The 22,871-nt window shown below is 70.5% G+C and carries 22 protein-coding genes; 8 read left to right on the plus strand and 14 right to left on the minus strand.

The features are described 5' to 3' along the window. Positions 1–45 precede the first annotated feature (45 nt). Complete coding sequence (locus CI785_RS15835; RefSeq protein ID WP_105033029.1) at positions 46–921, minus strand: AraC family transcriptional regulator; 876 nt, start codon at positions 919–921, stop codon at positions 46–48. 189 nt (positions 922–1,110) lie between these two features. Here CI785_RS15835 and CI785_RS15840 point away from each other — a divergent pair, with 189 nt between their 5' ends. Beyond that, positions 1,111–1,482 (plus strand): hypothetical protein, encoded by a 372-nt coding sequence (locus tag CI785_RS15840; protein WP_157940303.1) that lies wholly within the window; start codon positions 1,111–1,113, stop codon positions 1,480–1,482. A 2-nt stretch (positions 1,483–1,484) separates the two neighbouring features. Here CI785_RS15840 and CI785_RS15845 read toward each other — a convergent pair whose 3' ends face one another. The 4 genes from CI785_RS15845 to CI785_RS15860 are packed head-to-tail and all read right to left on the minus strand — an operon-like array spanning position 1,485 to position 5,238. Continuing rightward, positions 1,485–2,492, minus strand: a complete 1,008-nt coding sequence (locus CI785_RS15845) for a glycine betaine ABC transporter substrate-binding protein (RefSeq protein ID WP_105033031.1) — start codon at positions 2,490–2,492, stop codon at positions 1,485–1,487. After that, positions 2,489–3,331, minus strand: a complete 843-nt coding sequence (locus CI785_RS15850; RefSeq protein ID WP_420808257.1) for an ABC transporter permease — start codon at positions 3,329–3,331, stop codon at positions 2,489–2,491. The genes CI785_RS15845 and CI785_RS15850 overlap by 4 nt, the downstream gene beginning before the upstream one ends. Further along, positions 3,315–4,607, minus strand: coding sequence for an ABC transporter ATP-binding protein (locus CI785_RS15855; protein WP_105033033.1), 1,293 nt, complete (start codon positions 4,605–4,607; stop codon positions 3,315–3,317). The genes CI785_RS15850 and CI785_RS15855 overlap by 17 nt, the downstream gene beginning before the upstream one ends. After that, positions 4,600–5,238 carry an ABC transporter permease gene (locus tag CI785_RS15860; RefSeq protein ID WP_420808265.1) on the minus strand — a complete coding sequence of 213 codons (639 nt, stop codon included), beginning with the start codon at positions 5,236–5,238 and terminating at the stop codon, positions 4,600–4,602. Before CI785_RS15860 ends, CI785_RS15855 begins: the two co-directional genes overlap by 8 nt. A 310-nt stretch (positions 5,239–5,548) precedes the next feature. Here CI785_RS15860 and CI785_RS15865 point away from each other — a divergent pair, with 310 nt between their 5' ends. The 3 genes from CI785_RS15865 to CI785_RS15875 all read left to right on the plus strand — a co-directional run bounded on the left by CI785_RS15865 (position 5,549) and on the right by CI785_RS15875 (position 7,188). Then, positions 5,549–6,187 carry a YitT family protein gene (locus CI785_RS15865; protein ID WP_105033035.1) on the plus strand — a complete coding sequence of 213 codons (639 nt, stop codon included), beginning with the start codon at positions 5,549–5,551 and terminating at the stop codon, positions 6,185–6,187. A gap of 68 nt (positions 6,188–6,255) precedes the next feature. After that, entirely contained in the window at positions 6,256–6,645 is a 390-nt protein-coding gene (locus CI785_RS15870) for a DUF7793 family protein (RefSeq protein WP_105033036.1), read from the plus strand. Between the two features lie 96 nt (positions 6,646–6,741). Next, positions 6,742–7,188, plus strand: a complete 447-nt coding sequence (locus tag CI785_RS15875) for an NUDIX domain-containing protein (protein ID WP_105033239.1) — start codon at positions 6,742–6,744, stop codon at positions 7,186–7,188. 12 nt (positions 7,189–7,200) lie between these two features. On the opposite strand, the gene CI785_RS15880 is transcribed toward CI785_RS15875, so the two are convergent. Beyond that, positions 7,201–9,804, minus strand: coding sequence for an MMPL family transporter (locus tag CI785_RS15880; protein WP_105033037.1), 2,604 nt, complete (start codon positions 9,802–9,804; stop codon positions 7,201–7,203). Between the two features lie 32 nt (positions 9,805–9,836). After that, positions 9,837–10,481 (minus strand): TetR/AcrR family transcriptional regulator, encoded by a 645-nt coding sequence (locus CI785_RS15885; RefSeq protein WP_105033038.1) that lies wholly within the window; start codon positions 10,479–10,481, stop codon positions 9,837–9,839. A 124-nt stretch (positions 10,482–10,605) separates the two neighbouring features. Here CI785_RS15885 and CI785_RS15890 point away from each other — a divergent pair, with 124 nt between their 5' ends. Next, complete coding sequence (locus tag CI785_RS15890; protein ID WP_105033039.1) at positions 10,606–11,580, plus strand: aldo/keto reductase; 975 nt, start codon at positions 10,606–10,608, stop codon at positions 11,578–11,580. Between the two features lie 147 nt (positions 11,581–11,727). Here CI785_RS15890 and CI785_RS15895 read toward each other — a convergent pair whose 3' ends face one another. Beyond that, positions 11,728–12,474, minus strand: coding sequence for a GAF and ANTAR domain-containing protein (locus CI785_RS15895; RefSeq protein ID WP_240615242.1), 747 nt, complete (start codon positions 12,472–12,474; stop codon positions 11,728–11,730). A gap of 127 nt (positions 12,475–12,601) precedes the next feature. On the opposite strand from CI785_RS15895, the gene CI785_RS15900 reads away from it, so the two are divergent. Together CI785_RS15900 and CI785_RS15905 are read left to right on the plus strand one after the other, a co-directional pair. Continuing rightward, complete coding sequence (locus CI785_RS15900) at positions 12,602–13,516, plus strand: cation diffusion facilitator family transporter (protein WP_105033040.1); 915 nt, start codon at positions 12,602–12,604, stop codon at positions 13,514–13,516. Then, on the plus strand, positions 13,516–13,902 hold the full coding sequence (locus tag CI785_RS15905) for an ArsR/SmtB family transcription factor (RefSeq protein WP_205753651.1): 387 nt from the start codon (positions 13,516–13,518) through the stop codon (positions 13,900–13,902). The genes CI785_RS15900 and CI785_RS15905 overlap by 1 nt, the downstream gene beginning before the upstream one ends. Here the strand turns inward: CI785_RS15905 and CI785_RS15910 are convergent. From CI785_RS15910 to CI785_RS15930, 5 genes are all read right to left on the minus strand, one after another. Further along, positions 13,899–14,342, minus strand: coding sequence for a DUF779 domain-containing protein (locus tag CI785_RS15910; RefSeq protein WP_105033041.1), 444 nt, complete (start codon positions 14,340–14,342; stop codon positions 13,899–13,901). The genes CI785_RS15905 and CI785_RS15910 overlap by 4 nt on opposite strands. Positions 14,343–14,350: 8 nt before the next feature. Continuing rightward, positions 14,351–15,874, minus strand: coding sequence for an acetaldehyde dehydrogenase ExaC (exaC, locus tag CI785_RS15915; protein ID WP_105033042.1), 1,524 nt, complete (start codon positions 15,872–15,874; stop codon positions 14,351–14,353). Positions 15,875–16,056: 182 nt separating this feature from the next. Next, the gene (locus CI785_RS17240; protein ID WP_240615243.1) at positions 16,057–18,168 is read right to left on the minus strand and encodes a M23 family metallopeptidase; all 2,112 of its coding nucleotides are present in this window, start codon (positions 18,166–18,168) and stop codon (positions 16,057–16,059) included. Between the two features lie 131 nt (positions 18,169–18,299). Beyond that, positions 18,300–19,658, minus strand: a complete 1,359-nt coding sequence (locus CI785_RS15925; RefSeq protein ID WP_105033043.1) for a GAF domain-containing protein — start codon at positions 19,656–19,658, stop codon at positions 18,300–18,302. A gap of 62 nt (positions 19,659–19,720) precedes the next feature. Next, complete coding sequence (locus CI785_RS15930; RefSeq protein WP_105033044.1) at positions 19,721–21,142, minus strand: FAD-dependent oxidoreductase; 1,422 nt, start codon at positions 21,140–21,142, stop codon at positions 19,721–19,723. 168 nt (positions 21,143–21,310) lie between these two features. Between CI785_RS15930 and rarD the strand changes: the two genes are divergently transcribed. Further along, on the plus strand, positions 21,311–22,273 hold the full coding sequence (rarD, locus tag CI785_RS15935) for an EamA family transporter RarD (RefSeq protein WP_240615244.1): 963 nt from the start codon (positions 21,311–21,313) through the stop codon (positions 22,271–22,273). Between the two features lie 10 nt (positions 22,274–22,283). Here rarD and CI785_RS15940 read toward each other — a convergent pair whose 3' ends face one another. Further along, a complete protein-coding gene (locus CI785_RS15940) occupies positions 22,284–22,826 on the minus strand; it encodes a MarR family winged helix-turn-helix transcriptional regulator (protein ID WP_157940304.1) in 543 nt (180 codons plus the stop codon). Positions 22,827–22,871 lie beyond the last annotated feature (45 nt).

The raw sequence follows: 22,871 nt of genomic DNA on the forward strand, positions 1-22,871 counted from the left end.
AAGGGCGGACCCGCGGGTCCGCCCTTCCTGCGTCCGGCGGCGGGATCAGCCGCGCTCGACGGCGATCCAGAGCGCACCCCTGCCGGCCTCGCCGTCGTCGGACGTCTCCGTGACGGCGAGGATCTCGGGGGCCGGCACCACGCGGTACGGGTTGGACGGGAACCACTCTCCGAAGGCGTCGGCCCAGGCCTGCTGCAACGCAGCGTGGAACCCGGATTCCGCCTCGATCTCGAACACCACCCAGGTGTGTCCGGGGACCTCGACCACGTCGAGGTCCCCGGGCAGGTCCGCCGCCGACCGGCGGGTCGCGACCCCGTACAGGTAGTGGAACTCGCTGCCGTCGGCCCGGTCCTCGGTGAAGTCGCTCGACGCCGAGAACGGCCCGCCGGGTTCTGGCATGTCGCCGAGCCCCGCGAGCCGGTCGGCGAGCGACGGCGGCAGTGCCCGGTGGAAGGCGATCATGGCCGGGTTGGGGCCTCGGTACACCAGGGGGATCCTCGTCCCGGCGCCGACGAGGCGGAACGGGTCGAGTGCGGTGACGCGGTGGCGCATGAGTGTGCTCCCTTCGATGGGATGGAACCGCAGGCGGGGCTGCGAGCGGAGAGTGGCTCCGGGCTGCCGTGCCTGCTCCGGGGTCAGCCCGTGCACCGCGGTGAACGCGCGCCGGAAGCCGTCCACGGATCCGTAGGCGTAGCGCAGGGCCACCTCCTCGAGCGGCAAACCGCCGAGCACGTCGGCCGCCGCTACGCTCATCCGGCGGCGACGGATGTACTCCGATACCGGCATGCCCGCGAGCACGGAGAACACCCGGCGGAAGTGGTACTCCGAGGTGAGCGTGAGCCGTGCGAGTTCGACGACGTCGACCTGCTGGGTCAGTTGCTCGTCGATGAGGGCGATGGCCTCGTTCCAGCGGGTGAGCATCCTGCCCCTTCCTGTTCTCCGGATGTCCCCAGCGTAGGAGGCCCCGGCCGGTTCCCGCCCGACGATCCGTGCCCGATCCGTCCGACGACCGTCACGGTCCCTGCCCTCGGTTGGGGAACGGTGCCCGGCAGTGCGAGACTGCACACGGGAGCGCCGACACGGGTGGGCGCTGATCAAGGGGGCACCACCGTGGATGACTTCACACTCCTGCACGACGCAGGGATCCTGGAGGTCCTCTGGCGGCCGGGCATCAGCATCGGTCCGGCGGAGCTCGACGTCCTCGCGAACACGATCACGCACGTCCCGCGCTGGCATTGGGCGCCGATGCTCGTCCACCTCGACCTCATCCGGCACATCACGCCGCCCGCGCGGCAGATGCTCGTCGCCTACCGCCACCTGGGACCCATCGCGCTGACCGGGAGCGATCCGGTGGACCGGGTCCTCGCGGCCTTCATCGCTCAGTCCCGCAGCCGGACCCGCTACTTCCCCGATACCGAGGACGCCCGGATCTGGCTCTTCTCCGTGGGTATGTCGGCAGGACTCCAGCCCGCGCCCTCGTGAGGTCAGGGCCTGGTGATGAAGCCGTTGTCCACCATGAAGTCGAAGGCGACGTCGGCGGGCTCCTCGCCCTCGACGTCGACCTGCAGGTTCATGCGGCGCAGCGCCTCGTCCGTGAGGACCGGCGCGATCGAGCCCATCACCTCCTGGAGTTCCGGGAACTCCTCGAGCGTCTCCCCGAAGTACACGGGGGCGGCGTTGTAGGCGGGGAAGAACCCGCGATCGTCCTCGAGGAGGGTCAGCCCCAGGGCATCGATGCGTCCATCGGTCGCGAAGACCTCGCCGAAGTTGCACGCCCCGGTGTCGGTGGCCCCGTAGATGGCCCCGGTGTCGTAGATGCCGATGTTGCCGTCGGGCACGCCCGTCGGCGCGCCGCGTTCGAGCCCGTAATGCTCCAGCATGGGCGTCATGCCGTCGGCGCGTGAATTGAACTCCGCCTCCACGCAGAACGTCCTCTGCTCGGGCGGCAGCTGCGCCAGTCCCGACATGGTGGTGATGCCGCCGAGCTCCGGGATCGCCTCGGTCCGCACGGCCATGGCGTACGTGTTGTTCAGCGGCGCCGGTTCGCCCCAGACGAGGCCGTTGGGTACGTCGGCATCGCGCACCGCCGTCCACTGCTCCCGCTGGTCCGGGATACCCGCTTCCTTCCCCAGGAACGCGAGCCACGCCGTGCCGGTGTACTCCCACGTCAGGTCGGCCTCGCCCGAGAGGACGAGGTCGCGGGCAGGCTGTGAGCCCGGCGCGTTGGTCAGATCGGTGACCTCGAAGCCGGCGGCCTGGGCGGCCAGGACGGAGATCTTCCCGAGGATCAGCTGCTCCGAGAAGTTCTTGGAGGTCACGGTGAGCGGGGCGCCGTCCACGCCGTCGATCGGCTGGATGGAGCCAGGGCCGGCGTCCGGCACGTAGGACGTGGCGGGTTGCAGGCCGCACCCGGCCAGGAGAAGACCGGCGACGGCAGCGCCGACCAGGGCGGCCGCGCGGCGCGGACGGCATCCGGTGCGGACGGGCCTCACGCGAGCCCCTTGGGCCGGGCCAGGAGTTCGACCACGCGGCCCACCCAGTCCACGAGCAGGGCCAGGAGCGCGACGATCACGGCGCCCGCGATGAGGACGCGGGACAGATTGAGGTTCACCCCGGTGGTGATGAGGATGCCCAGCCCACCGCCGTTGATGAACGTCGAGAGGGCCGCGGTTCCGACGAGCAGGACCAGCGCGGTGCGGATCCCGGCGAGCATGATGGGCACCGCCAGCGGGAGCTCCACGCGCAGGAGGACCGCTGCGGCGCTCATGCCCATCCCCCGTCCGGCCTCGACGAGACGGGGATCGACCTGGCCGATCCCCACCATGGTGTTCCGGAGGACCGGCAGGAGCGCGTAGACCACGAGTGCCACCACGGCCGTGCGGAAGCCGAAGCCGAGCCAGGCGGCGAGCAGGACGACGAGCCCGATCGCGGGCGCCGACTGCCCCAGGTTCACGACGGCGAGCACGGGCCCGGCGACCCGCCGGAACGGCCGGCGGGTGAGGAGGATGCCGAGCGGCACGGCGACCACCAGTACGATCGCCGCAGCCAGCAGTGTCAGCGCCAGGTGCTCGCCCGTGTAGACGAGCAGTGAGGCGGGGTTGAGGGTGATCTGCTCCGTGGCCGTCAGCTCGGCCGAGAGGAGCCAGGCGGCCAGCACGAGGCCGGCCAGGATGATGCCTGCGAGTTGCCGGAGCAGCGGGAGCCAGCTGCGATCGCGACTGACGAGCGTATCGGCCGTTCCGCCGGGCAGGGCATCAGTGCCGGCCGACGCCGTCGGGCCTTGTGCCGTGCCGGCAGCGACGACGCCCGGTCGCTCACTCACCGCCGGCACCCCTGTCCGCGGACCGCAGGGGCGCCGTCCCGTCGTGCGGTCCGTCGAGCGCGGTGAGCGCTCCGGTGTTGATACCGACGGGCTTGCCCTCGGCGTGGGAGGTCCGCGCCCGGGCATGGGCCTGGCTCATGGCCACCATGATCGTCTCGACATCCACGACGCCGCGGAAGCTGTCCCGCCCGCCGGTGACGAGCGCCGCCCCGACACTCGAGACGAGCATGATGTCCAGGGCGTCGTTCAGGGTGGCGCGCTCGCCGACCACGGGCAGGCGTGGATCCCTGGTGCTGCCGATGCGCTCGAGCCGCGCGAGCTGACGTCGCGACAGCCACTGAAGCGGCCGGTTGCGGCCGTCGATGATGACGGCGTGGTCGTGGCCCTGCTGGTCGAGGCGCGAGAGGACGTCGGAGCTGAGGTCGCCCGGCGACGCGGTGACGGCGGATTGCAGCTCGACCTCGTTGACGCGCGTCAGGGTCAGTTGCTTCAGGCCGGCGCCGGCGCCGATGAAGTTCTCGACGAACTCGTTGGCCGGCTCGGCGAGGATGCGTTCGGGGGTGTCGTACTGCACCAGCTGCGCACCCTCGGTGAAGATGGCGATCCAGTCCCCGAGCTTGACGGCCTCGTCGAAGTCATGGGTGACGCAGACGATCGTCTTCTGCAGTTCCTTCTGGATGCTGATGAGCTCGTCCTGGAGACGCACCCGGGTGATGGGGTCCACGGCACCGAAGGGCTCGTCCATGAGCAGCACGGGCGGGTCCGCCGCGAGCGCTCGGGCCACGCCGACGCGCTGCTGCTGCCCGCCGGAGAGCTCCCGGGGGAACCTGTCGCGGTACTGGGCCGGATCGAGGGAGACGAGTTCCAGGAGTTCGTCCACGCGGGCCGCGACGCGGTCCTTGCTCCAGCCGAGCATCTTCGGGACGATCGCGATGTTGGTCGCGACGGTCATGTGGGGGAACAGGCCGCCGGCCTGGATGACGTACCCGATCCGTCGCCGCAGGTCGTCGCCGTTGATCCCGGTGACGTCGTCGCCGTCGAGCACGATGCGGCCCTCGGTGGGCTCGATCAGGCGGTTGATCATCTTCAGGGTGGTGGTCTTGCCGCAGCCCGAGGGACCCACCAGCATGACGATCTTGCCGGCCGGGATCTCCATCGTGAGGCCGTCCACCGCAGCCTTCGCCTGGCCGGGATACCGCTTGCTGACCTGGTCGAGCAGGATGCTCGCCCCGGTGATGACGGATGCCGGATCGGTGGATGCCGTGGCGGGGATGTTGTCAGACACGGATACCTCGCGGGATCGTGAGCCGGCCGAGGCCGACGAGGAGGAGATCGAGCACCACGGCAAGGATGATGACCGCGATGATGCCGGTGGCCACCGACTCGAGGGCGTTGGCACCGCCGAGCCGTGCGAGCCCCGTGAAGATGAACCCGCCGAGGCCCGGCCCGAGGGCGTACGCGGTGATCGCGGCGATGCCCATGACCATCTGCGCCGAGACGCGCACCCCGGCCAGGATGACCGGCCAGGCCATGGGGAGCTCGACGCGCCGGAAGGTCTGGAAGCGGCTCAGGCCGACGCCGCGCGCCGACTCGATCACCGCGCCGTCGATGCCGGTCAGGCCGACGACGGCGTTGCGCAGGATCGGCAGCACGGCGAAGAACACCACCACGATCACGGCCGGTGCCACACCGAAGCCGAACAGCGGGATCAGGAGTCCCACGAGGGCGAAGCCGGGGATGGTCAGGCCGGTTGCGGAGACGCTGTTCGCGACGGCGGTGAGTGCAGGGCTGCGATAGACGAGCGCGGCGATCACGACCGCCAGGACGGTGGCAAGGATGAGGCTCTGCACCACGAGGGAGAAGTGCTGCCAGCTGGCGAAGAGGATCTGGCCGAACCTGCTGCTCACGTACTCGATCACCGTGCACCCCCCTCGTCGCGGCCGTACCGACTGCCCTGTCACACTCCGGATCGGACCTGGCAGGCCGGACCGTAAGCACACTGATGATCCAACGGTACCGGACGGCGGAGACGAATGGGGGACGAAGTCGTCCCGCCTCCCGGGCACGACGACCACGCGCCGACGGAGTCGGGCACGGGCCGCACGACGCATCGACGTCCGTAACACAGCGCCTTCCGGGCCTTCACTCCGCCGGGTTTCTGTGCTTTCCTTCACATCCACCGGGCCCCCGCCGATCCGCCCGATCCGCCGGTGATAGCTTGCGGCCATGGACACACGAGCACCCCGCGCGGACCCGGACGTCGACGACGGCATCGTCCGGCACTCGGTCCTGGAGGACGTCTTGGGGATGGTCACGGGTACGTTCACGGTGTCCCTCGGCCTGTTCCTGCTCAAGGCCAGCGGCGCAGTCACCGGTGGGACGGCGGGCCTCGCCCTGCTCCTGAGCTACATGGGCGGGCTGCCCTTCGGTCTGCTGTTCTTCGCCGTCAACATCCCGTTCTTCGCCCTGGCGGTGTGGAAGAAGGGGTGGGACTTCACGCTGCGCACCATGGCCGCGGTCGCGCTCGTCGCGGGGCTGTCCGACCTCCGCCCGATCGCCCTCGGCACCCTGACCCTCGATCCGCTCTACGCGGCCCTCGGCGGGAACCTGCTGGCCGGCGTCGGGCTCCTCATCCTCTTCCGCCACAAGGCGAGCCTCGGGGGCTTCAACATCCTGGCCCTGATCCTGCAGGAGCGGCTCGGCTGGCGTGCGGGCTACATCCAGATGGCACTCGACACCACCGTGGTCCTCGCCGCCCTCACCGTCGTGGCGCCCGCGAGCGTCCTGCTGTCCGCCGTCGGTGCCGTGGTGCTGAACCTCGTGGTGGCCCTGAACCACCGGCCCGGTCGCTACCTCGGCGCGTAGCGCACGCTCGAAGGGGCTGCTGTTCCCGCCGTGGAGTCACTAGACTCACGAAAGGAATGGGGGAAGGTATGGAGGCACCACAGGCACGGTTCTCCCTGCGGCATGAGAAGTCCCTCCTCCAGGTGCACTGGGCGCCGTCGCTCGTGCTCCACGACTCCGACGGCGAACTGCTGACGGCGCAGATCGTCCGCGCCGTGCCCGGGCGCCGCGTCCACCTCCTGATGTTCCTCAACGGCATGACGGCACTGAGCCAGGACGCACTGTCCTACTTCGCGCGGCGCGCGCCGCTGTCCGCCGTCGCGCTCGTGGGACCGTCGGTCCTGGACCAGCCGCTGGTCGAGCTGTACCTGGAGGTCTACCGGCCCCCGTTCCCGGTGGGCTATTTCGACCACGGGGCAGCGGCACGTGCGTGGCTCGCGTGCCAGCCGCCCCTCGAGGCCCGGGCCCAGCGGCACTGAGGTCCTCGTGCTGCCGCGCCGTGCATGGGATACCCGAAGCGGACGGCATGGACCGAAGCATCACCTGGGCGACAGGAGGAATCCGTGGAGGAATCGATGGCGGGACCGCGTGTCCGGGCTGCGACGTACGTGCTGCGGGGGCAGGGTGCCGCGCGCGAGGTCCTGGTGTTCGACCACGTCCACCATCCCGAGGCCGGGACGCAGGTACCCGGGGGCGGGGTGGACCCCGGCGAGACGCTCGACGCCGCCGCCCGGCGCGAGGTGCTCGAGGAGACCGGCCTCGTCCTCGCCGGACCCCTGACCGCGGTCGGCGTCGTGCAGTCGACGGCGGACATCGGCCCCGGTTCCATCACCGTGTTCTTCGCGTCGGAGACGGACGAACCCCGGGCCTCCTGGGAGCACCGGGTCACCGGCGGCACGGGCGGGACCCCGGAGCCCGGCGCTGACACCGGGCTCCTGTTCCGCTGCTACTTCGTGCCGCTGTCCCTGGCCGCGGGTGCCAGGGACAACCACCACTTCAGCTGCGTGCACCTGCTGGGATGATGCCGGTCCACGCTAGACGGGGACGGCGGCCTTCTCCTCCTCGTCGCGCCCGTCGCGCCCGCCGTGACCGGCGCCGTCCCCGGTCCCCCCGCCCTCGCCGCGGAGCAGCTTGGCCCCTTCGACGTCGACGTCCGGCAGGATCCGCTCCAGCCAGGCAGGCAGCCACCAGGCACGCCTGCCCAGCAGGTACATGGCCGCCGGGACCAGCGTCATGCGCACCACGAAGGCATCGAGCAGCACGCCGAACGCGAGCCCGAAACCGATCGGCCGCACCATGGCCAGGTGCGAGAACACGAAGCCGGCGAACACGGAGACCATGATGATCGCCGCGGCCGTGACCACCCGCGCACCATGGCTGAAGCCGATCCGGACCGCAGCCTTCGGGTCGTCGCCGTGGACGTACGCCTCCCGCATGCCGGAGACCAGGAACATCTGGTAGTCCATGGCCAGGCCGAACAGCACACCGATCAGGATGATCGGCAGGAAACTCAGGATGGGCCCGGGATTGGTCACCCCGAAGATTCCGCCCAGCCAGCCCCACTGGTAGATCGCGACCGTCGCGCCGAAGCTGGCCAGCAGCGACAGCAGGAACCCTGCCGTCGCGATGACAGGCACCAGGATGGAGCGGAAGACCAGCAGGAGCAGGATCAGGGACAGCCCGACCACGATCCCGAGATACAGCGGCAGCGCCTCCATGAGCTTGGCGGAGACGTCGATGTTCGCCGCTGTCTGCCCGGTCACGGCGATCGGGACGCCCGTCTGCTCCTCGATCTCACCCGTCGCGGCGCGGAGGTCCCGGACGAGGTTCTCCGTGGTCTCGCTCGCCGGGCCCTCCTCCGGGATGACCTGGAAGATGGCCGTGCGGCCGTCCTCGCTCACGGTCGCGGGCACCGAGGCGGCGACGTCCGGCACCTCGCGCAGGAGGTCGTTGACGTCCAGCCGCAGCGCGGTGAGCTCGGCCTCGTCGGAGGTCTCGGGCAGGGATCCGACGACGATCAGCGGCCCGTTGGTGCCGGCGCCGAACTTCTCACCGATGGCACTGTAGGCCTGGAACGCCGTCGAGTCGGCCGGCTCGGTGCCGCCGTCGGGCAGGCCCACGCGCAGTTGCGCCGCGGGGATGGCGATGACCCCGAGCAGGACCACGCCGGCAAGGACCGTCAGCACGGGCTTCCGGGTGACGAGGCCACCCCAGCCGGCGCCGGCCGCCGCGCGGGCGTCGGCCAGGGACGCGCCCGTCTCCGTGTCGATGGGAGCGGCGGCCGAGTGCTTGGGGCCGTGGGCCTTCGCCCAGCGGCGCTTCGAGATGATGCGGGGCCCCATGAGGGCGAGCAGGGCGGGCGTGAGGGTCAGTGCCACGAGCACGGACACCGCGACGGTACCGGCCGCGGACAGGCCCATGACGGTCAGGAACGGCAGCCCGGGCACCGCCAGTGCCGCCAGCGCCACGATCACCGTGATGCCGGCGAAGAGGACGGCGTTGCCCGCAGTGCCGGTGGCCCGGGCGATCGACTCCTGCATCCCCATGCCACGGAGTAGTTGAGTGCGGTGCCGGTTCACGATGAACAGCGAGTAGTCGATGCCCACGGCGAGGCCGAGCATCAGGGCGAGGACCGGCGAGATGCTGTTCATCTCGATCAGGCCGGACAGCGCGAAGGTGAGGCCCACGCCCACGCCGACGCCGATGATCGCCATGAGCAGCGGCAGCCCGGCAGCGACGAGGGTGCCGAGCATGAGGATGAGCACGATGGCGGCGACGGCCAGGCCGATCGCCTCGGTGGCGCCGACGATGCCGGAGACGTCCTCGACGATCTCCTTGCTGTAGTCGACCGTCACGCCGGAGGACTCGGCACCCGCGGCCTCCTCCTGCACGGCCTCGCGCAGTTCCGGCGACACCCCGTTGATCTGCTGCTCGAACTGGACGCTGGCCACCGCGGTGGTGCCGTCCTCGGACACCAGGCGTACACCGGAGCCGGCATCGAGCTGCCGCTCGGCGAGGTCGAGTTCGGTGCTGCCGGATTCGAACTGCTCACGCCCTGCCTCGAGCTGGGTCCTGCTGGCATCGAGCTGCGCCTGGCCCTGCGCGAGCTGCTGCTCCGTGGCCGCGGCCTGTGCCGGCGGGAGCTGCGAGCGGGCCTGCTCGAACTGCGCGCGCTGGGCGTCGAGCTGCGCCTGGCCCTGCTCGAGCTGCGCCTCGCCGGCGGTCAGCTGCTGCTCGCTCGCTGCGAGCTGGTCGCGGCCCGCTTCCAGCTCGGAGGTGCCGGACGCCACCTGGTCCGCGACGGCGAAGGGATCGACGACACCGCGCACGCCGTCGAGCTCGGCGATCGCTGCGAGCGCCGACTCGACGCCCTCGCGCTGGTCCGCCGAGAAGGCGGCGCCGTCCTCGGTGGTGAAGACCACCGTGCCCGTCCCGCCGACGGCTTCCGGCAGTTCCTGCCGCAGCCGGTCGGAGATGCGCTGGGACTCGGTGCCCGGGATGGTGAAGTTGTTCGTCAGCGTGCCGGAGAACGCCACGGCGGCAGCGCCCACGGCGAGCATGATCGCAAGCCACGCGGAGACCACCCACCAGCGCCGTCGAAACGCGAACGAGCCGAGACGGTAGAGCAGAAAAGCCATCGAAGAGTCCTAGCGGGAAGGGGTGGAGGGGTTCAGGCTGCAGGCGCGACAGGGCTGTCGGAGAATCCGTCGCGCAGCATGGTCAGGGCCGAGAGGATCCGCCCCTCGAGCTGCTGCCCCGAGTCCTCGGCGGACTCGGGGGTGTTCGCGGCCCAGTCGCGCATGGCCGCCTTGGTGCAGGACAGCACACTGCCGACCAGCGCCGTGAGGTACAGGCTGGAGGCGCCCGCACCGAGGCGCGCGCGCAGCCCGTCGGCGATCCGGGTCTCGGCACGCTCCCACGAGTGCAGCTGCGCGCGCAGGAGGTCCGGGTTGGTGCTGGCCATGCGGAAGAGCTCGCCGTGCTGGGACAGCCCTTCCATGCGGGTGGTCTCGGTGAACGCACGGATGATGGAGTCGAACAGGGGTTCGTCCTCCGGCATCCGACCGAAGACCTCGAGGGCGAGGTCGAGGAAGCCGTCCGTGCGCACGGTCAGGGCGTCCTCGGCGCTGTGGAAGTAGTTGAAGAACGTGCGGCGGGAGACGCCGGCCCGTTCGGCGATCTGGTCCACGGTGAACGACCCCGGCCCCACGGACAGGGCGAGGTCGAAGGCCGCGTCCACGATGGCGCGCCGCGTGTCGATCTTGTTCTGCTCGCGGCGGCCCAGCGGCTCGGCGTTGTCGGTCGTTTCCAGCACGGTCCCAGCCTAGGCAGAATCTTGCACACCGTGCAACAAAGCGTCGGTCCAGGCCCCCTCCCCATGCGCCGCCGGTGCGGCGTACTCTTGCCGGGGCACGCTCCCCTCTCCGAAAGGCGACCCCATGAAGACCATCACCCTCGGCTCCGGCCTCGACGTCTCACGACTCGGGCTCGGCTGCATGGGCATGTCGGCGTTCTACACGGGCAGCGGCACGGACGACGCCGGTTCGATCGCCACCCTCCACCGGGCCCTCGACCTCGGCGTCACCTTCTTCGACACCGCGGAGATCTACGGCCCCTACACCAATGAGGAACTGCTCGGCCGGGCGTTCAGGGGCAGGCGCGACGACGTCGTGCTGGCGACGAAGTTCGGCACCATCCGCCACACCGCGGACGACGCCCGGGGCCTCGACGGAAGCCCGGAGAACGTGCGCCTCTCCCTCGAGGGCTCGCTGCGGCGGCTGGGGACCGACTACGTCGACCTCTACTACCAGCACCGCATGGACCCGTCCGTACCCGTCGAGGACACCATGGGCGCCCTGGCCGAGCTCGTGCAGGAGGGCAAGATCCGGCACATCGGCCTGTCCGAGGCGGCGCCCGCCACGATCCGCAGGGCACATGCCGTGCACCCGGTCACGGCGCTGCAGACCGAGTACTCGCTGTGGAGCCGGGACCCGGAGCGCGAACTCCTCCCCCTCGTGCGCGAACTCGGCATCGGCTTCGTGCCCTACTCACCGCTCGGCCGCGGCTTCCTCACCGGGACCATCCGCTCGGTCGACCAGCTCGACGAGTCCGACTTCCGCCGCAACAACCCCCGCTTCGCGGGCGAGAACCTGCAGGCCAACATCCGCATCGTGGAGCAGGTGGACGACGTCGCCCGGCACTTGGACGCCACCCCGGGCCAGGTGGCCCTCGCATGGCTCCTGGCTCAGGGCCCGGACATCGCCCCGATCCCGGGCACCAAGCAGGTGCGCTACCTCGAGGAGAACGTGGCCGCGGATGCGCTCGAACTCTCGGAGGAGCACCTCGCACAGCTCGCCGCCGTCGCCGCCCCCGTAGGTGACCGCTACGAGGACATGTCCGGAGTCGACCGTTAGCGGAGCGGCACGGGCGCCGCGACCGCTGTCCTCCCGCTCCTCCGGTGGTGCCGCCCGTGGCGGTTCCTCGCGGACCCGCTCGTCACGGCGGTCCGTGACACGCTCAGGCTGCAGCAGCACGGGATCACCGGGTGGGGTGCCGTCCTGTCAGTCCTTGCTCCGCCGCCGCATCGGGAAGCTGCCCGTGGTCGCCAGTTCGTCGGCGACCACCAGGAGCTTCAGGTTCATCCTGGTGGACACCTGCACCAGCATGATGAAGGCCTGACTGGCCGTGATGCCGTACCGCTCCATGAGGATGCCCTTGGCCTGACCGATCAGGTCCCGGGTCGCCACGGCATCCTTGAACTGGTGGAGCTTCTGCGCATCGGCGAAGGCGACGGCGGCGTGGCTCGCGATCAGCCAGCCCACGTAGTCGGACTCCTCGGTGAACGCATGGGCGGAGCGCCCCACCAGGTTCAGCGCCCCGAGGTTGTCCCCCTCGACGAAGAGCTGGAAGCACAGCATGCTGCCGGCGCCGGCCGCCGCGGCTCCTGCCGAGAACCTGGGCCATCGGCTCTCGGCGCGCATGTCCGGCACGGAGACCGTCTGTTCGTCGTAGACCGCGCTCATGCACGGGCCTTCCCTCGTGCGCTCCTGGAGCTGGTCGAGGGTCCGTGCGAGCTCTCCCGAGGGCGCCCGGGACTGCACCCTGTGGCGTCCCGCCACCAGGGTGATCGAAGCCTCGTCGGCGCCCGGCACCAGGGTGACCGCGGTGCGCACCAGCTGCTCGAGGACAGCGTCCTCGGAGGTCTCCCGCTGCAGGGATCGGGCGAGGTCGCTCAGTCGGCCCGCGATGTCGTCCTGCGGTATGACCCAGTTGTCGTCGTGCAGGTCGTGCCCGTCCTCCATGGCCATGACGGCCCTCCTGCTTCACGCCGCGACGCGCCCGGGGCGGTCGGACGCCCGGTCTGTCAGAGACCGCAACCGTACCAGCGACTCCCGTCCAGCACCTAAGGTTCACTGGGGGCTGTACTATCGGAGGATGGGTTCGCATCACCACGTACCACCAGGGACGGCGGGCCGTGGCCCCCTGGCCACTGCCCTCGCCATCACGCTCGCCGTCTTCGTGCTCCAGATCGTAGGGGCGTGGTGGACCGGCAGCCTCGCGCTGCTCTTCGACTCCGTTCATGTCCTGACCGATGCGGCCGGTCTCGCCATGGCCCTGGGCGCGGCCACGCTCTCGGTCCGTCCCGCGACCCCCAGGCGGTCCTGGGGGTTCCGGCGTGCCGAGGTGATCGCCGCCCTGCTGCAGGCAGCGTTCCTGCTGGCCGTCGGGGCCTACGTGCTGATCGAGGGTGTGCGGCGGCTGGTCACGCCGGAGGACGTCGCCGCTCCGGGGATGATCGTGTTCGGGGCCGTCGGCCTGGTCGGCAACCTCGCCGCTCTCGCGGTCCTGTCCCGGCACCGCTCGGCCGGCTTCAACCTGCGGGCCGCTTTCCTCGAGGTGCTCAACGACGCCCTGGGCTCCGTGGCCGTCATCGTCGCGGCCGTCGTCATCACGCTGACGGGCTGGATGCGGGCCGATGCCGTCGTGGCCATCCTGATCGGCGCCCTGATCGTCCCTCGGACCGTGAAGCTGCTGCGCGAGACCATCGATGTCCTGCTGGAGTCCACCCCGGCCGGTATCGACCTCGAGGAGGTGCGCGCGCACATCGCACGCCTGCCGCAGGTGCGGGACGTCCACGACCTGCACATCACGCAGATCGCCACCGGCCTGCCCGTGCTGACGGCGCACATCGTGGTGGACGACGCCTGCTACCGCGACGGATCGGCGCACGCCGTCCTCGACCAGCTCCAGGAGTGCGTGATGGGGCACTTCGAGGTCAGCATCGACCACTGCACCTTCCAGATCGAGCCCCTTGCCCATGTCCCGCACGAGACGGAGCTGAGCCACTGATGCTGCAGACCCTGACCTCCACCCCGGTGCTGCAGCGGGTGGGTACCGCGCTCTCCGATCCGACGCGCGTGCGCATCCTGGTGGCGCTGCGGGACGCGCCGGCCTATCCGAGCGAGCTCGCCGGGATGCTCGGGGTCAGCCGCCAGAGCCTGTCCAACCACCTCGCGTGCCTGCGCGGGTGCGGCCTCGTGGTGTCGGTCGCGGAGGGCCGGCGCTCCCGCTACGAGCTCGTCGACCCCAAGCTCGGCCACGCGCTGACCGACCTCCTGGGGATCGTGCTCGCGGTGGACCCCGACCACGACGGCTCCGCCGGGCACGATCACCGCACGTACGCGAAGGAGCCGGCGCACCCTGCGCCGGCCCCTTCGACCGCGCCGGCGCCCTAGCCCTCCGGCTGCCCCATGAGGCGTGAGCGGATCAGGAACCTCTTCCCCTCCGGGGCCTCGACCGAGAAGCCGCTCCCCCTGCCCGGGACGACGTCGACCGTGAGGTGCGTGTGGCGCCAGTACTCGAACTGCTCCCGCGACATCCAGAACTCGATGAGTCGCGGCCCGTCATCGGCCGTCCCCGGCTGGGCGACCGCGCCGGGGCCTCCAGCACCGGACGAGATGTCGAGGACTCCCAGCAGCACGTCCGCCTCGGCGGTGAGGAACTCGCCCGCCGGGTAGCACATCGGTGACGAGCCGTCACAGCAGCCGCCGGACTGGTGGAACATCAGCGGCCCATGGATCAGCCACAGCTTGTCCAGCAGTTCGACGGCGCTGTCGGTGAGCGCCACCCGGGAGAAGGTCTCCCCCTGGATGGTCACCGAGGCTTCGACGGTCATCGTGCCTCCTAGAAGAACCCGAGCTTGGATTCGGAGTAGCTCACCAGCAGGTTCTTGGTCTGCTGGTAGTGGTCGAGCATCATGGCGTGGTTCTCGCGGCCGATGCCCGAGGACTTGTACCCGCCGAACGCCGCTCCCGCGGGGTAGGCGTGGTAGTTGTTCACCCATACCCGGCCGGCCTGGATCTCGCGCCCTGCACGGTAGGCGATGTTGCCGTTCCTCGACCACACGCCGGCACCGAGACCGTAGAGGGTGTCGTTGGCGATCTCCAGGGCTTCCGCGTAGTCGTTGAAGCGCGTGACCGAGACCACCGGGCCGAAGATCTCCTCCTGGAACACGCGCATGCTGTTGGTGCCCTCGAACACCGTGGGCTTCACGTAGTAGCCCTCGGCGAGGTCGCCGTCGAGCACGTTGCGCTCGCCGCCGATGAGCACCTTCGCGCCCTCCTGCCGGCCGATGTCCATGTAGGAGAGGATCTTCTCGAGCTGGTCGTTCGAGGCCTGGGCTCCCACCTGCGTGTCGGTGTCGAGCGGGTTGCCCTGCACCATCTTCTCCACGCGTGCGATCGCATCGCTCATGAACGAGTCGTAGATGGAGCCCTGCACCAGCGCACGCGACGGGCACGTGCACACCTCGCCCTGGTTGAGGGCGAAGAGCGCGAAGCCCTCGAGCGCCTTGTCGTAGAAGGAGTCGTTGCTGTCCGCGACGTCCGAGAAGAAGATGTTGGGGCTCTTGCCGCCGAGCTCCAGGGTGACCGGGATCAGGTTCTGGCTCGCGTACTGGCTGATCAGGCGGCCCGTGGTGGTCTCGCCGGTGAAGGCGATCTTGCGGATGCGCTTGCTCGACGCCAGGGGCTTGCCGGCCTCCACACCGAAGCCGTTGACCACGTTCACCACGCCCGCGGGAAGGAGGTCGCTGATCAGCTCCATGAGCACGAGGATGGACGACGGCGTCTGCTCGGCAGGCTTCAGCACGACGGCGTTGCCTGCGGCGATGGCGGGGGCGAGCTTCCAGACCGCCATGAGGATGGGGAAGTTCCACGGGATGATCTGCCCGACGACACCGAGCGGCTCGTGGTAGTGGTAGGCCGTCATGTCCTCGTCGAGCTGGGACAGGTGACCCTCCTGGGCGCGGATGGCGCCGGCGAAGTAGCGGAAGTGGTCGACGGCCAGGGGCAGGTCCGCCGCGAGGGTCTCCCGGACGGGCTTGCCGTTCTCCCAGGTCTCGGCCACCGCGAGCATCTCGAGGTTCTCCTCCATGCGGTCCGCGATCCGGTTGAGGACCAGCGCCCTCTCTGCGGCAGGGGTCTTGCCCCATGCCGGGGCGGCCTTGTGCGCCGCGTCGAGTGCCAGTTCGATGTCCTCGGCCGTGCCCCGCGCCACCTCGCAGAACGCCTTGCCCGTCACCGGCGAGATGTTCTCGAAATACTGGCCCTTGATGGGTGGAGCCCACTCGCCGCCGATCCAGTTCTCGTACCGCGGCTTGAAACTGACCTTCGATCCGTCCTGGCCTGGCTGGGCGTAAACAGTCATCGTGTGCAACTCCTTGAACTCCGTGGATGCAGGACGTCGTCGTCCCTGCTGGACAGCGTAGGAGGGCGAAGGTTGCATCGACGTTGCATGGTCCAGGGGTCGGGCAGGCAGGACTGCCGGGGCCGTTCCGATCCGCACCGGAGGGCCACGGACCGGCCCTGCGCCGTGCAGTCGCGGTTCAGCTACCCCTGGCCGCCGGCGGGCGCTGCGATCTCCTCTGTCGGCTGCACCGGCGAGGCGGGGACGGCCGGCACCGCCGGGCCTGCAGGCATCGCTGGTGCTGTGTCGACAGGAGCAGGTTCCGGCGTGGTCTCCGGGGTGGTCGGCGTCTCGGGGTCCTCGCAGGCGGGGTCCGCGGGATCGGTCTCCCCGGGGGCGGGCTCCGTACCCGGCGCGGGCTCGACGGCGGCGTCGGCAGGCAACCCTGCCGGTGCAGACGCGGCATCCGCGACCCGTACGGGCTCGGCGCCGGGTGCGGGCTCCGTGCCCGGCTTCGCTGCAGCGCCGTCACCCGGTACGTCCGGCGTCGACCCGTCGGGCTCCGGCTCCGAAGGATCTGTGTCGCAGGAAGGCTTCGGGGCGGGGTCCGGAGTGGGGGCGGCCGGATCTGCGTCGACCGGCGGCGCGGACGGGGCCTCGCCTGAAGGAACGTCGGCTGGCGGCGCAGGCGGAGTCTGGCCGGGCGGGGTGTCGGCCGGTGTGGATCCGGGAGGCGTGGTCTCCTTCGCGGGCTCCGCCGGTGTCGAACCGGTCGTGCCGCCCATGGTGCCCGTGGTGCCGCCCGTCGTGCCGCCCGCCGTGGTGCCCTTCGTGGGGTCCGTCGGCGTCGAACCGGTGCCGCCCGTGGTGCCCTTCGTGGGGTCCGTCGGCGTCGAACCGGTGCCGCCCGTGGTGCCCTTCGTGGGGTCCGTCGGCGTCGAACCGGTGCCGCCCGTGGTGCCCTTCGTGGGGTCCGTCGGCGTCGAACCGGTGCCGCCCGTGGTGCCGCCCGTCGTGGTGCCCTTCGTGGGGTCCGTCGGCGTCGAGCCAGGGCTGCCGCCCGTGGTGCCGCCCGCCGTGGTGCCCTTCGTGGGGTCCGTCGGCGTCGAGCCAGGGCTGCCGCCCGTCGTCGTGCCACCCGTCGCGCCACCCGTCGCGCCACCGTTGGTGCTGCCCGTCGTGCCGGTCGTGCCACCCGTGATGCCCGCGTCCGGCGTCGTCGGCTTCTGCCGATCAGGCTGGACCGTCGCCGGGACCTTGGGCGTCTGCGGTGCGGCCGGTGTCTCCGGGACGTGGGGCCTCCCCACCGTATCGGGAACGGACGGACCATCACCGCGAGGCGATTCCTGGCCCGCTGCTCCCTCACGCGTCGCGGGCTCGTCGTCGTGCTCGTCCGCGGAGGCGTCGGCGCTTCCCGAGAACCCGGACGCCGAAGGGAGGTCGCCCCACGAAGGCGCCGGCAGGTCCGAACGGGTGGAGGACTGCGCCCAGGAGGGGATGTCGGCGGCGGCGATACCGCCGGGGGTGAAGTCCTTCAGCTCGCCCTTGCGGGCTGTGTGCTGCGAGGGGACCAGCTTCCATCGCAGGGGGTCGACGTGCTCGCCGTTGAGGATGGTCTCGAAGTGCAGGTGGCATCCGGTCGAGGATCCGGAGGTGCCGATCTCGGCGATCGCCTCTCCCCCGTTCACGGTGTCGCCCTGCGCCACCGAGATGCCCTGCAGGTGGTTGTAGCTCGTGATCAGGCCGTTGCCGTGGTCCACCTCCACACGGTTGCCGCCGCCCCACAGGTGCCAGCCCACGGCGCGGACGGTGCCGGCGTCGGCCGCGTACACCGGCGTGCCGCAGGGCGCGGAGTAGTCCTGGCCCGTATGGAACTCCCCGGCCTCCCCGGTGATGGGGCTTGTCCGCAGACCGAACGCGGAGGTGGGGACGAGACCCTCGAGCGGTGCGAAGAGTGCACCGACCTCCGGGCGCGCGGCCATGCCTGCCGCCCTTCCGCCGTCGGCCGCGGCGTCACCCGACACCCTGGGCCCTGCGGGATCGAACGGGTCCAGCGCGTCGGACCGGTCCAGTGGCAGGAGCAGCGAGGAGCCGACGATCCCTGTGGGTCGTGCATCAGCCGACGCGAACGCTCCGGAGCCCCGCACGTCCTCGGGGACCGAGGCCGCGGCAGCTTCCCACGATTGCGGGACGATGCCCTGAAAGCCGACGAAACACACGACCATCGCCAGGCTCGCGTTCCTCTTCGTGCGCGAGGTACGGGCACCCGGTCCTGGCACCCTTGTGCTGCCCCGGTGCTGTCCTGCCTGCGTCACGAGATTCCCCTTGTAGATCTGTCGCGGACGGTGCCGCTGGTCCGGCGGATGTCGCGCCGTCCCCGGTACCGAGGCACCACGGACAACGTTAGCCCGGTCACGGCACCTTTTCGACGGATCATTGCGATTCGCTAACGAAACTTCGGAGAACTTGAGGCTAACGATGGTGGAGCCCCGAGTTCGGCCTCGAGCCACTCGGTGTGCGCGACGACGGCGGCACGGCGCGGGGACCGTCCGGGCAGGACCCGCAGCGCGAGCTGCCAGGCCTCGGCGTCGTACTCCGCTTCGGGGAGCGCGAGGTAGTCCAGCACCGTGTCCGGCGCGCCGTCGGTCAGGACGGCGTCCCGCAGGAGTGTGGACACCTCGCTCCGCAGGCGCGTGATGGCCGGGGCCTGCGACCGGGGAAGGACGGGGCCGCGGTAGATGGCGAGCGCCATGCGGTGCGCGCCCCGGTGCAGGTAGTTCAGCACCTGCACCGCGTCCACGACCAGCTCCGCCGGCAGACGGTAGGGGCGGGACTGCGGCACGATCGCCGTCCCGTGCTCCGCGAGGACCTTGCGGAGCCGCAGCATCTCGGCACGGACCGTGGTGCCCGACGCATCCTCGGGATACGCCATGGTGGCCAGCTGGTCCGCGGTGAGGCCCTCGGGGTGCAGGGCCAGCAGCGTCAGCAGTTCCGCGTGCCGGAGGCTGAGCTCGAGCGCCGCTCCCCCCGCGTGCACCACTCCGTGGTCCGCGCCGAGGATCTGCAGGCTGTTGCGGTACAGGGCGGTCGGCGTACGTGCAGCCCTGCCACGCCTCGTCCTCGTCCTCGGCAGGCGACCCTGCAGCCGGTGGATGCTCAGTTGCGCCTCTGCCGCCGCGACGGTGGCCTCGACGAGGGACAGCGTGTGGGTGGCCACGGCATCGGCGGTCCCGGTGATGTCGACGACGCCGAGGACCGTGCCCGAGTCCGGATCGTGCAGCGGTACCGCGGTGCAGCTCCACGGATGGACCTGGGGGCTGAAGTGCTCGGCCCCCGCGATCTGCACGCTGCGCTCCAGGGCCAGCGCAGTGCCCGGGGCACTCGTGCCCACGGTGGCCTCCGACCAGTCCGCTCCGGGGACGAACAGCATCCCCTCCGCCCGGCGCCGCAGTTCGCGGTCGCCGTCGACCCACAGGAGCCTGCCGTTCTCGTCACCGACCGCCACGAGCATGCCTGAATCGAGGCTGGGCTGGACGAGCAGGCGGTGGATGACGGGCATGATCGCTGCCAGTGGGTGAGCCTGCCGGTAGGCCTCGAGTTCCTCCTCGGAGCAGAACAGGCGTGCGCTCGCAGTGGCCGGGTTGGGCAGGAAGGTCAGGGACCGGAGCCACGATTCACGCACCATCCCTCGCAGGTTGCCGTCGAGGCCCTCGCCCTGGCTCAGTGCCTCGTGGGCGGCCCGTGCCTTCCGCTGCACGACGACGGAGGACAGCTCCGCTACGGGGATGGAACGGGACGACGTCATCGGCACTCCGCTTCGTGGGCTGTCCCGCATGGCAGCGTGGGACAGGTCACAGTGTAGCGGGACTACTCTCCCCGAGAAATGGTCACCATGTCCTCACGCGGTACGAGTTTCACGCGCTCGCGGACGAGTTCGGCGTTGCCCGAGGTGTTGACGAAGTTCGCACCGAGCTTCAGCTCGTGCCCGTCCAGCCTCAGCCAGCCGTCCCAGGTGGTGTAGCGGACGCCGCGCTCCTCGAGGAGCGCGATGATGGCACCCTCGGACGGGTCCTCGGCGGGAGGCAGGTTGAGCCGGTCCTCGAGCAGGAACCCGATGGTCTCGAGAGCATCGCCCTTGGTGTGCCCGATGAGGCCGACCGGCCCGCGCTTGATCCAGCCGGTCGCGTAGATGCCGGGCACGGGCTGCCCCTCCTCGTCGATCACGCGCCCGCCCTCGTTGGGGATGACACCCCGCTGCTCGTCGAAGCCGACCTCGGGCAGCTCGGAGCCGAAGTAGCCGATGGCCCGATAAACCGCCTGGACCGGGTAGTCGATGATCTCCCCGGTGCCGCGGACGCTGCCGTCACCGGTGAGCTCGGTGCGCTCGAACTTCATGCCGGCGACCCTGCCGGGCGTCTCGGGCGAGTCGTGGATCTCCACGGGCGAGTGGAGGAAATGGAGGTGCAGCCGCCGCGACGCACCCGTCGGCTCGTCCTCGACCAGCCAGTTGGTGAGCGTCTTGACCATGGTCTTGGTCTGGTTGTTCGACGCGATCTGCTCCTCGGAGCCGGCGTCGAAGTCGAAGTCCTCGGGGTACAGGACGATGTCGACGTCCCGCGAGTGGGAGAGCTCGCGAAGCTCCAGCGGAGTGAACTTGACCTGCGCGGGGCCCCGGCGCCCGAAGACGTGCACGTCGGTGACGGGCGAGGCCTTCAGCCCCTGGTAGACGTTGTCCGGGATCTCGGTCGACAGGAGGTCGTCGGCGTGCTTGGACAGGATGCGCGCGACGTCGAGGGCCACGTTGCCGTTGCCGATCACCGCGATCTCCCTGGCATCCAGCGGCCAGTCGCGGCTGACGTCGGGGTGTCCGTCGTACCAGGAGACGAAGTCGGCGCCCCCGAAGGACCCTTCGAGTTCGACGCCCGGGATGGGCAGGTCCGCATCCCTGATGGCGCCGGTCGCGAAGATGACGGCGTCGTAGAAGCGGCGGAAGTCCGAGAGCGTGAGGTCCCGGCCGTAGTTGACGTTGCCCAGGAAGCGGATGTCGCCGCGGTCGAGCACCTTGTGCAGGGCGTTGACGATGCCCTTGATCCGCGGGTGATCAGGTGCCACCCCGTAGCGGATCAGGCCGTAGGGTGCCGGGTACTGGTCGAACAGGTCGATGCTGACGGCGAAGTCGCCGCCCTGGACCTCGTTCGACTTCGTCAGGATGTCGGCGGCGTAGACGCCTGCCGGACCGGCGCCGATGATCGCGACCCGCAGCGGTCGTGCCGCAGCTGAGGTAGACACTGATGAGCCTTCTTCCCGGGATGATCCTGGTGGATACGGTGGCGCGGAATAAGCGCACACTTCTCTATTCTAAATGCCGACGGGCAGCCCGGTCCAAACCTGTGGCGGGGATCTCCTACGGACCCGCGAGCGGGAATAAAGGGGCCATCCAACCCGTTGCCTCACGTCGTGAGCGGACCAGGCGTGACCCCCAGTCGGCCGGTGCGGAGCGAGAACTCCGTCGGCATCCTCTTCGGCATCGGCGCCTACGGGTTGTGGGGGCTCCTCCCGCTGTACTTCCTCGTCCTCGCGCCGGCCGGTCCGGTGGAGATCGTGGCCAACCGCGTGGTCTGGTCGCTCGTCTTCTGTGCCATCCTGCTCACCGTCCTGCGGTCCTGGCGGCCGGTGATCACCGCCCTGCGCTCTCCGAGGATCACCGGGACCCTCACGGTCGCGGCGCTGCTGATCGCCGTGAACTGGCTGGTCTACACCTACGGCGTCACCTCCGGCCAGGCCATCGAGGCCGCGCTCGGCTACTTCATCAACCCGATCGTCTCGGTCCTGCTGGGCGTGATCGTGCTGCGCGAGAGGCTGCGGCCCCTGCAGTGGATCGCGATCGGCATGGGAGTGCTGGCGGTGGTCGTGCTGGCCGTCGGCTACGGCTCCGTGCCGTGGATCGCCCTGACCCTGGCGTTCTCCTTCGGCCTGTACGGATTCGTGAAGAAGAAGGTCGGCTCGCGCGTCGATGCGGTGTCGAGCCTCAGCATCGAGACCGCGGTCCTGGCGCCGATAGCCGCGGCGGTCATGCTGTGGCTCGGATCTGCCGGCAAGGCGACACTCGTGACGGAGGGGGCGGGCCACTTCTGGATCATGGTCGCGTCGGGCGTCATCACCGCCGTACCCCTCATCTTCTTCGGGGCCGCCGCCCGCCGCCTGCCGCTGACCACCATCGGGCTCCTGCAGTACCTGGCCCCCGTGCTCCAGTTCCTCCTCGCGCTGCTGGTCCTCGGCGAGGAGATGCCGTTCGAGCGGTGGATCGGCTTCAGCCTCGTGTGGGTGGCCCTCATCCTCCTCACGATCGACATGCTCCGGACGGTGCACCGCCAGCCGAAGGTCGCGAAGCCCGCGGACGCGGTCGACGCCCCGGCCTGACGTCGCCGGATCAGCGTTCGTCCACGCCCCAGGGCCGCCCGTACCCCTCCAGCCCGTCGGCGGTCGGCAGGGGTGCGTCCGGCACCGCCGCCGTCAGGTAGGCCGAATTGAGCCGTGAGAGCAGACCGACCAGCCCGACGACGTCGGCGCTGTCCCAGCCCTCCAGTTGCGCTCGGAAGTGCCGCTGCCGCTCCTGCCGAGCCCGGTCCACCCGGCGCCTCCCCTCCTGGGTCAGGGAGACCGGGCGTGACCGCTCGTCGCCCATCGCCTCCCCGCGCTCGATCAGGCCGAGGCGCTGCAGTGCCGCGACGTGGCCGCTGACGGCCGGCGTGCCCATGCCGAGTGTCGCCGCGAGATCGGTCACCCTGCTCGGGCCGAGCGCGCGCACCGCGCACAGCACGCTGTAGGCCGCGGGTTCCATGGACGGATCCACCCCGCGGGCGAGCGCACGGCAGACCCGCTGCTCGCTGCGGCACACGGCTGCGGCCTCGCGCTCGACGGCGTCGAGCGCGGTCCGTCGCACCCGGCCCGGCACCCCGCGGGATCTACCCATGGCCGAATAGTAGGCATGCACGGGCACGGACGGGCTCCGGACCCG

Source organism: Arthrobacter ruber (assembly GCF_002954225.1).
GTDB classification, from domain to species: domain Bacteria; phylum Actinomycetota; class Actinomycetes; order Actinomycetales; family Micrococcaceae; genus Arthrobacter_D; species Arthrobacter_D ruber.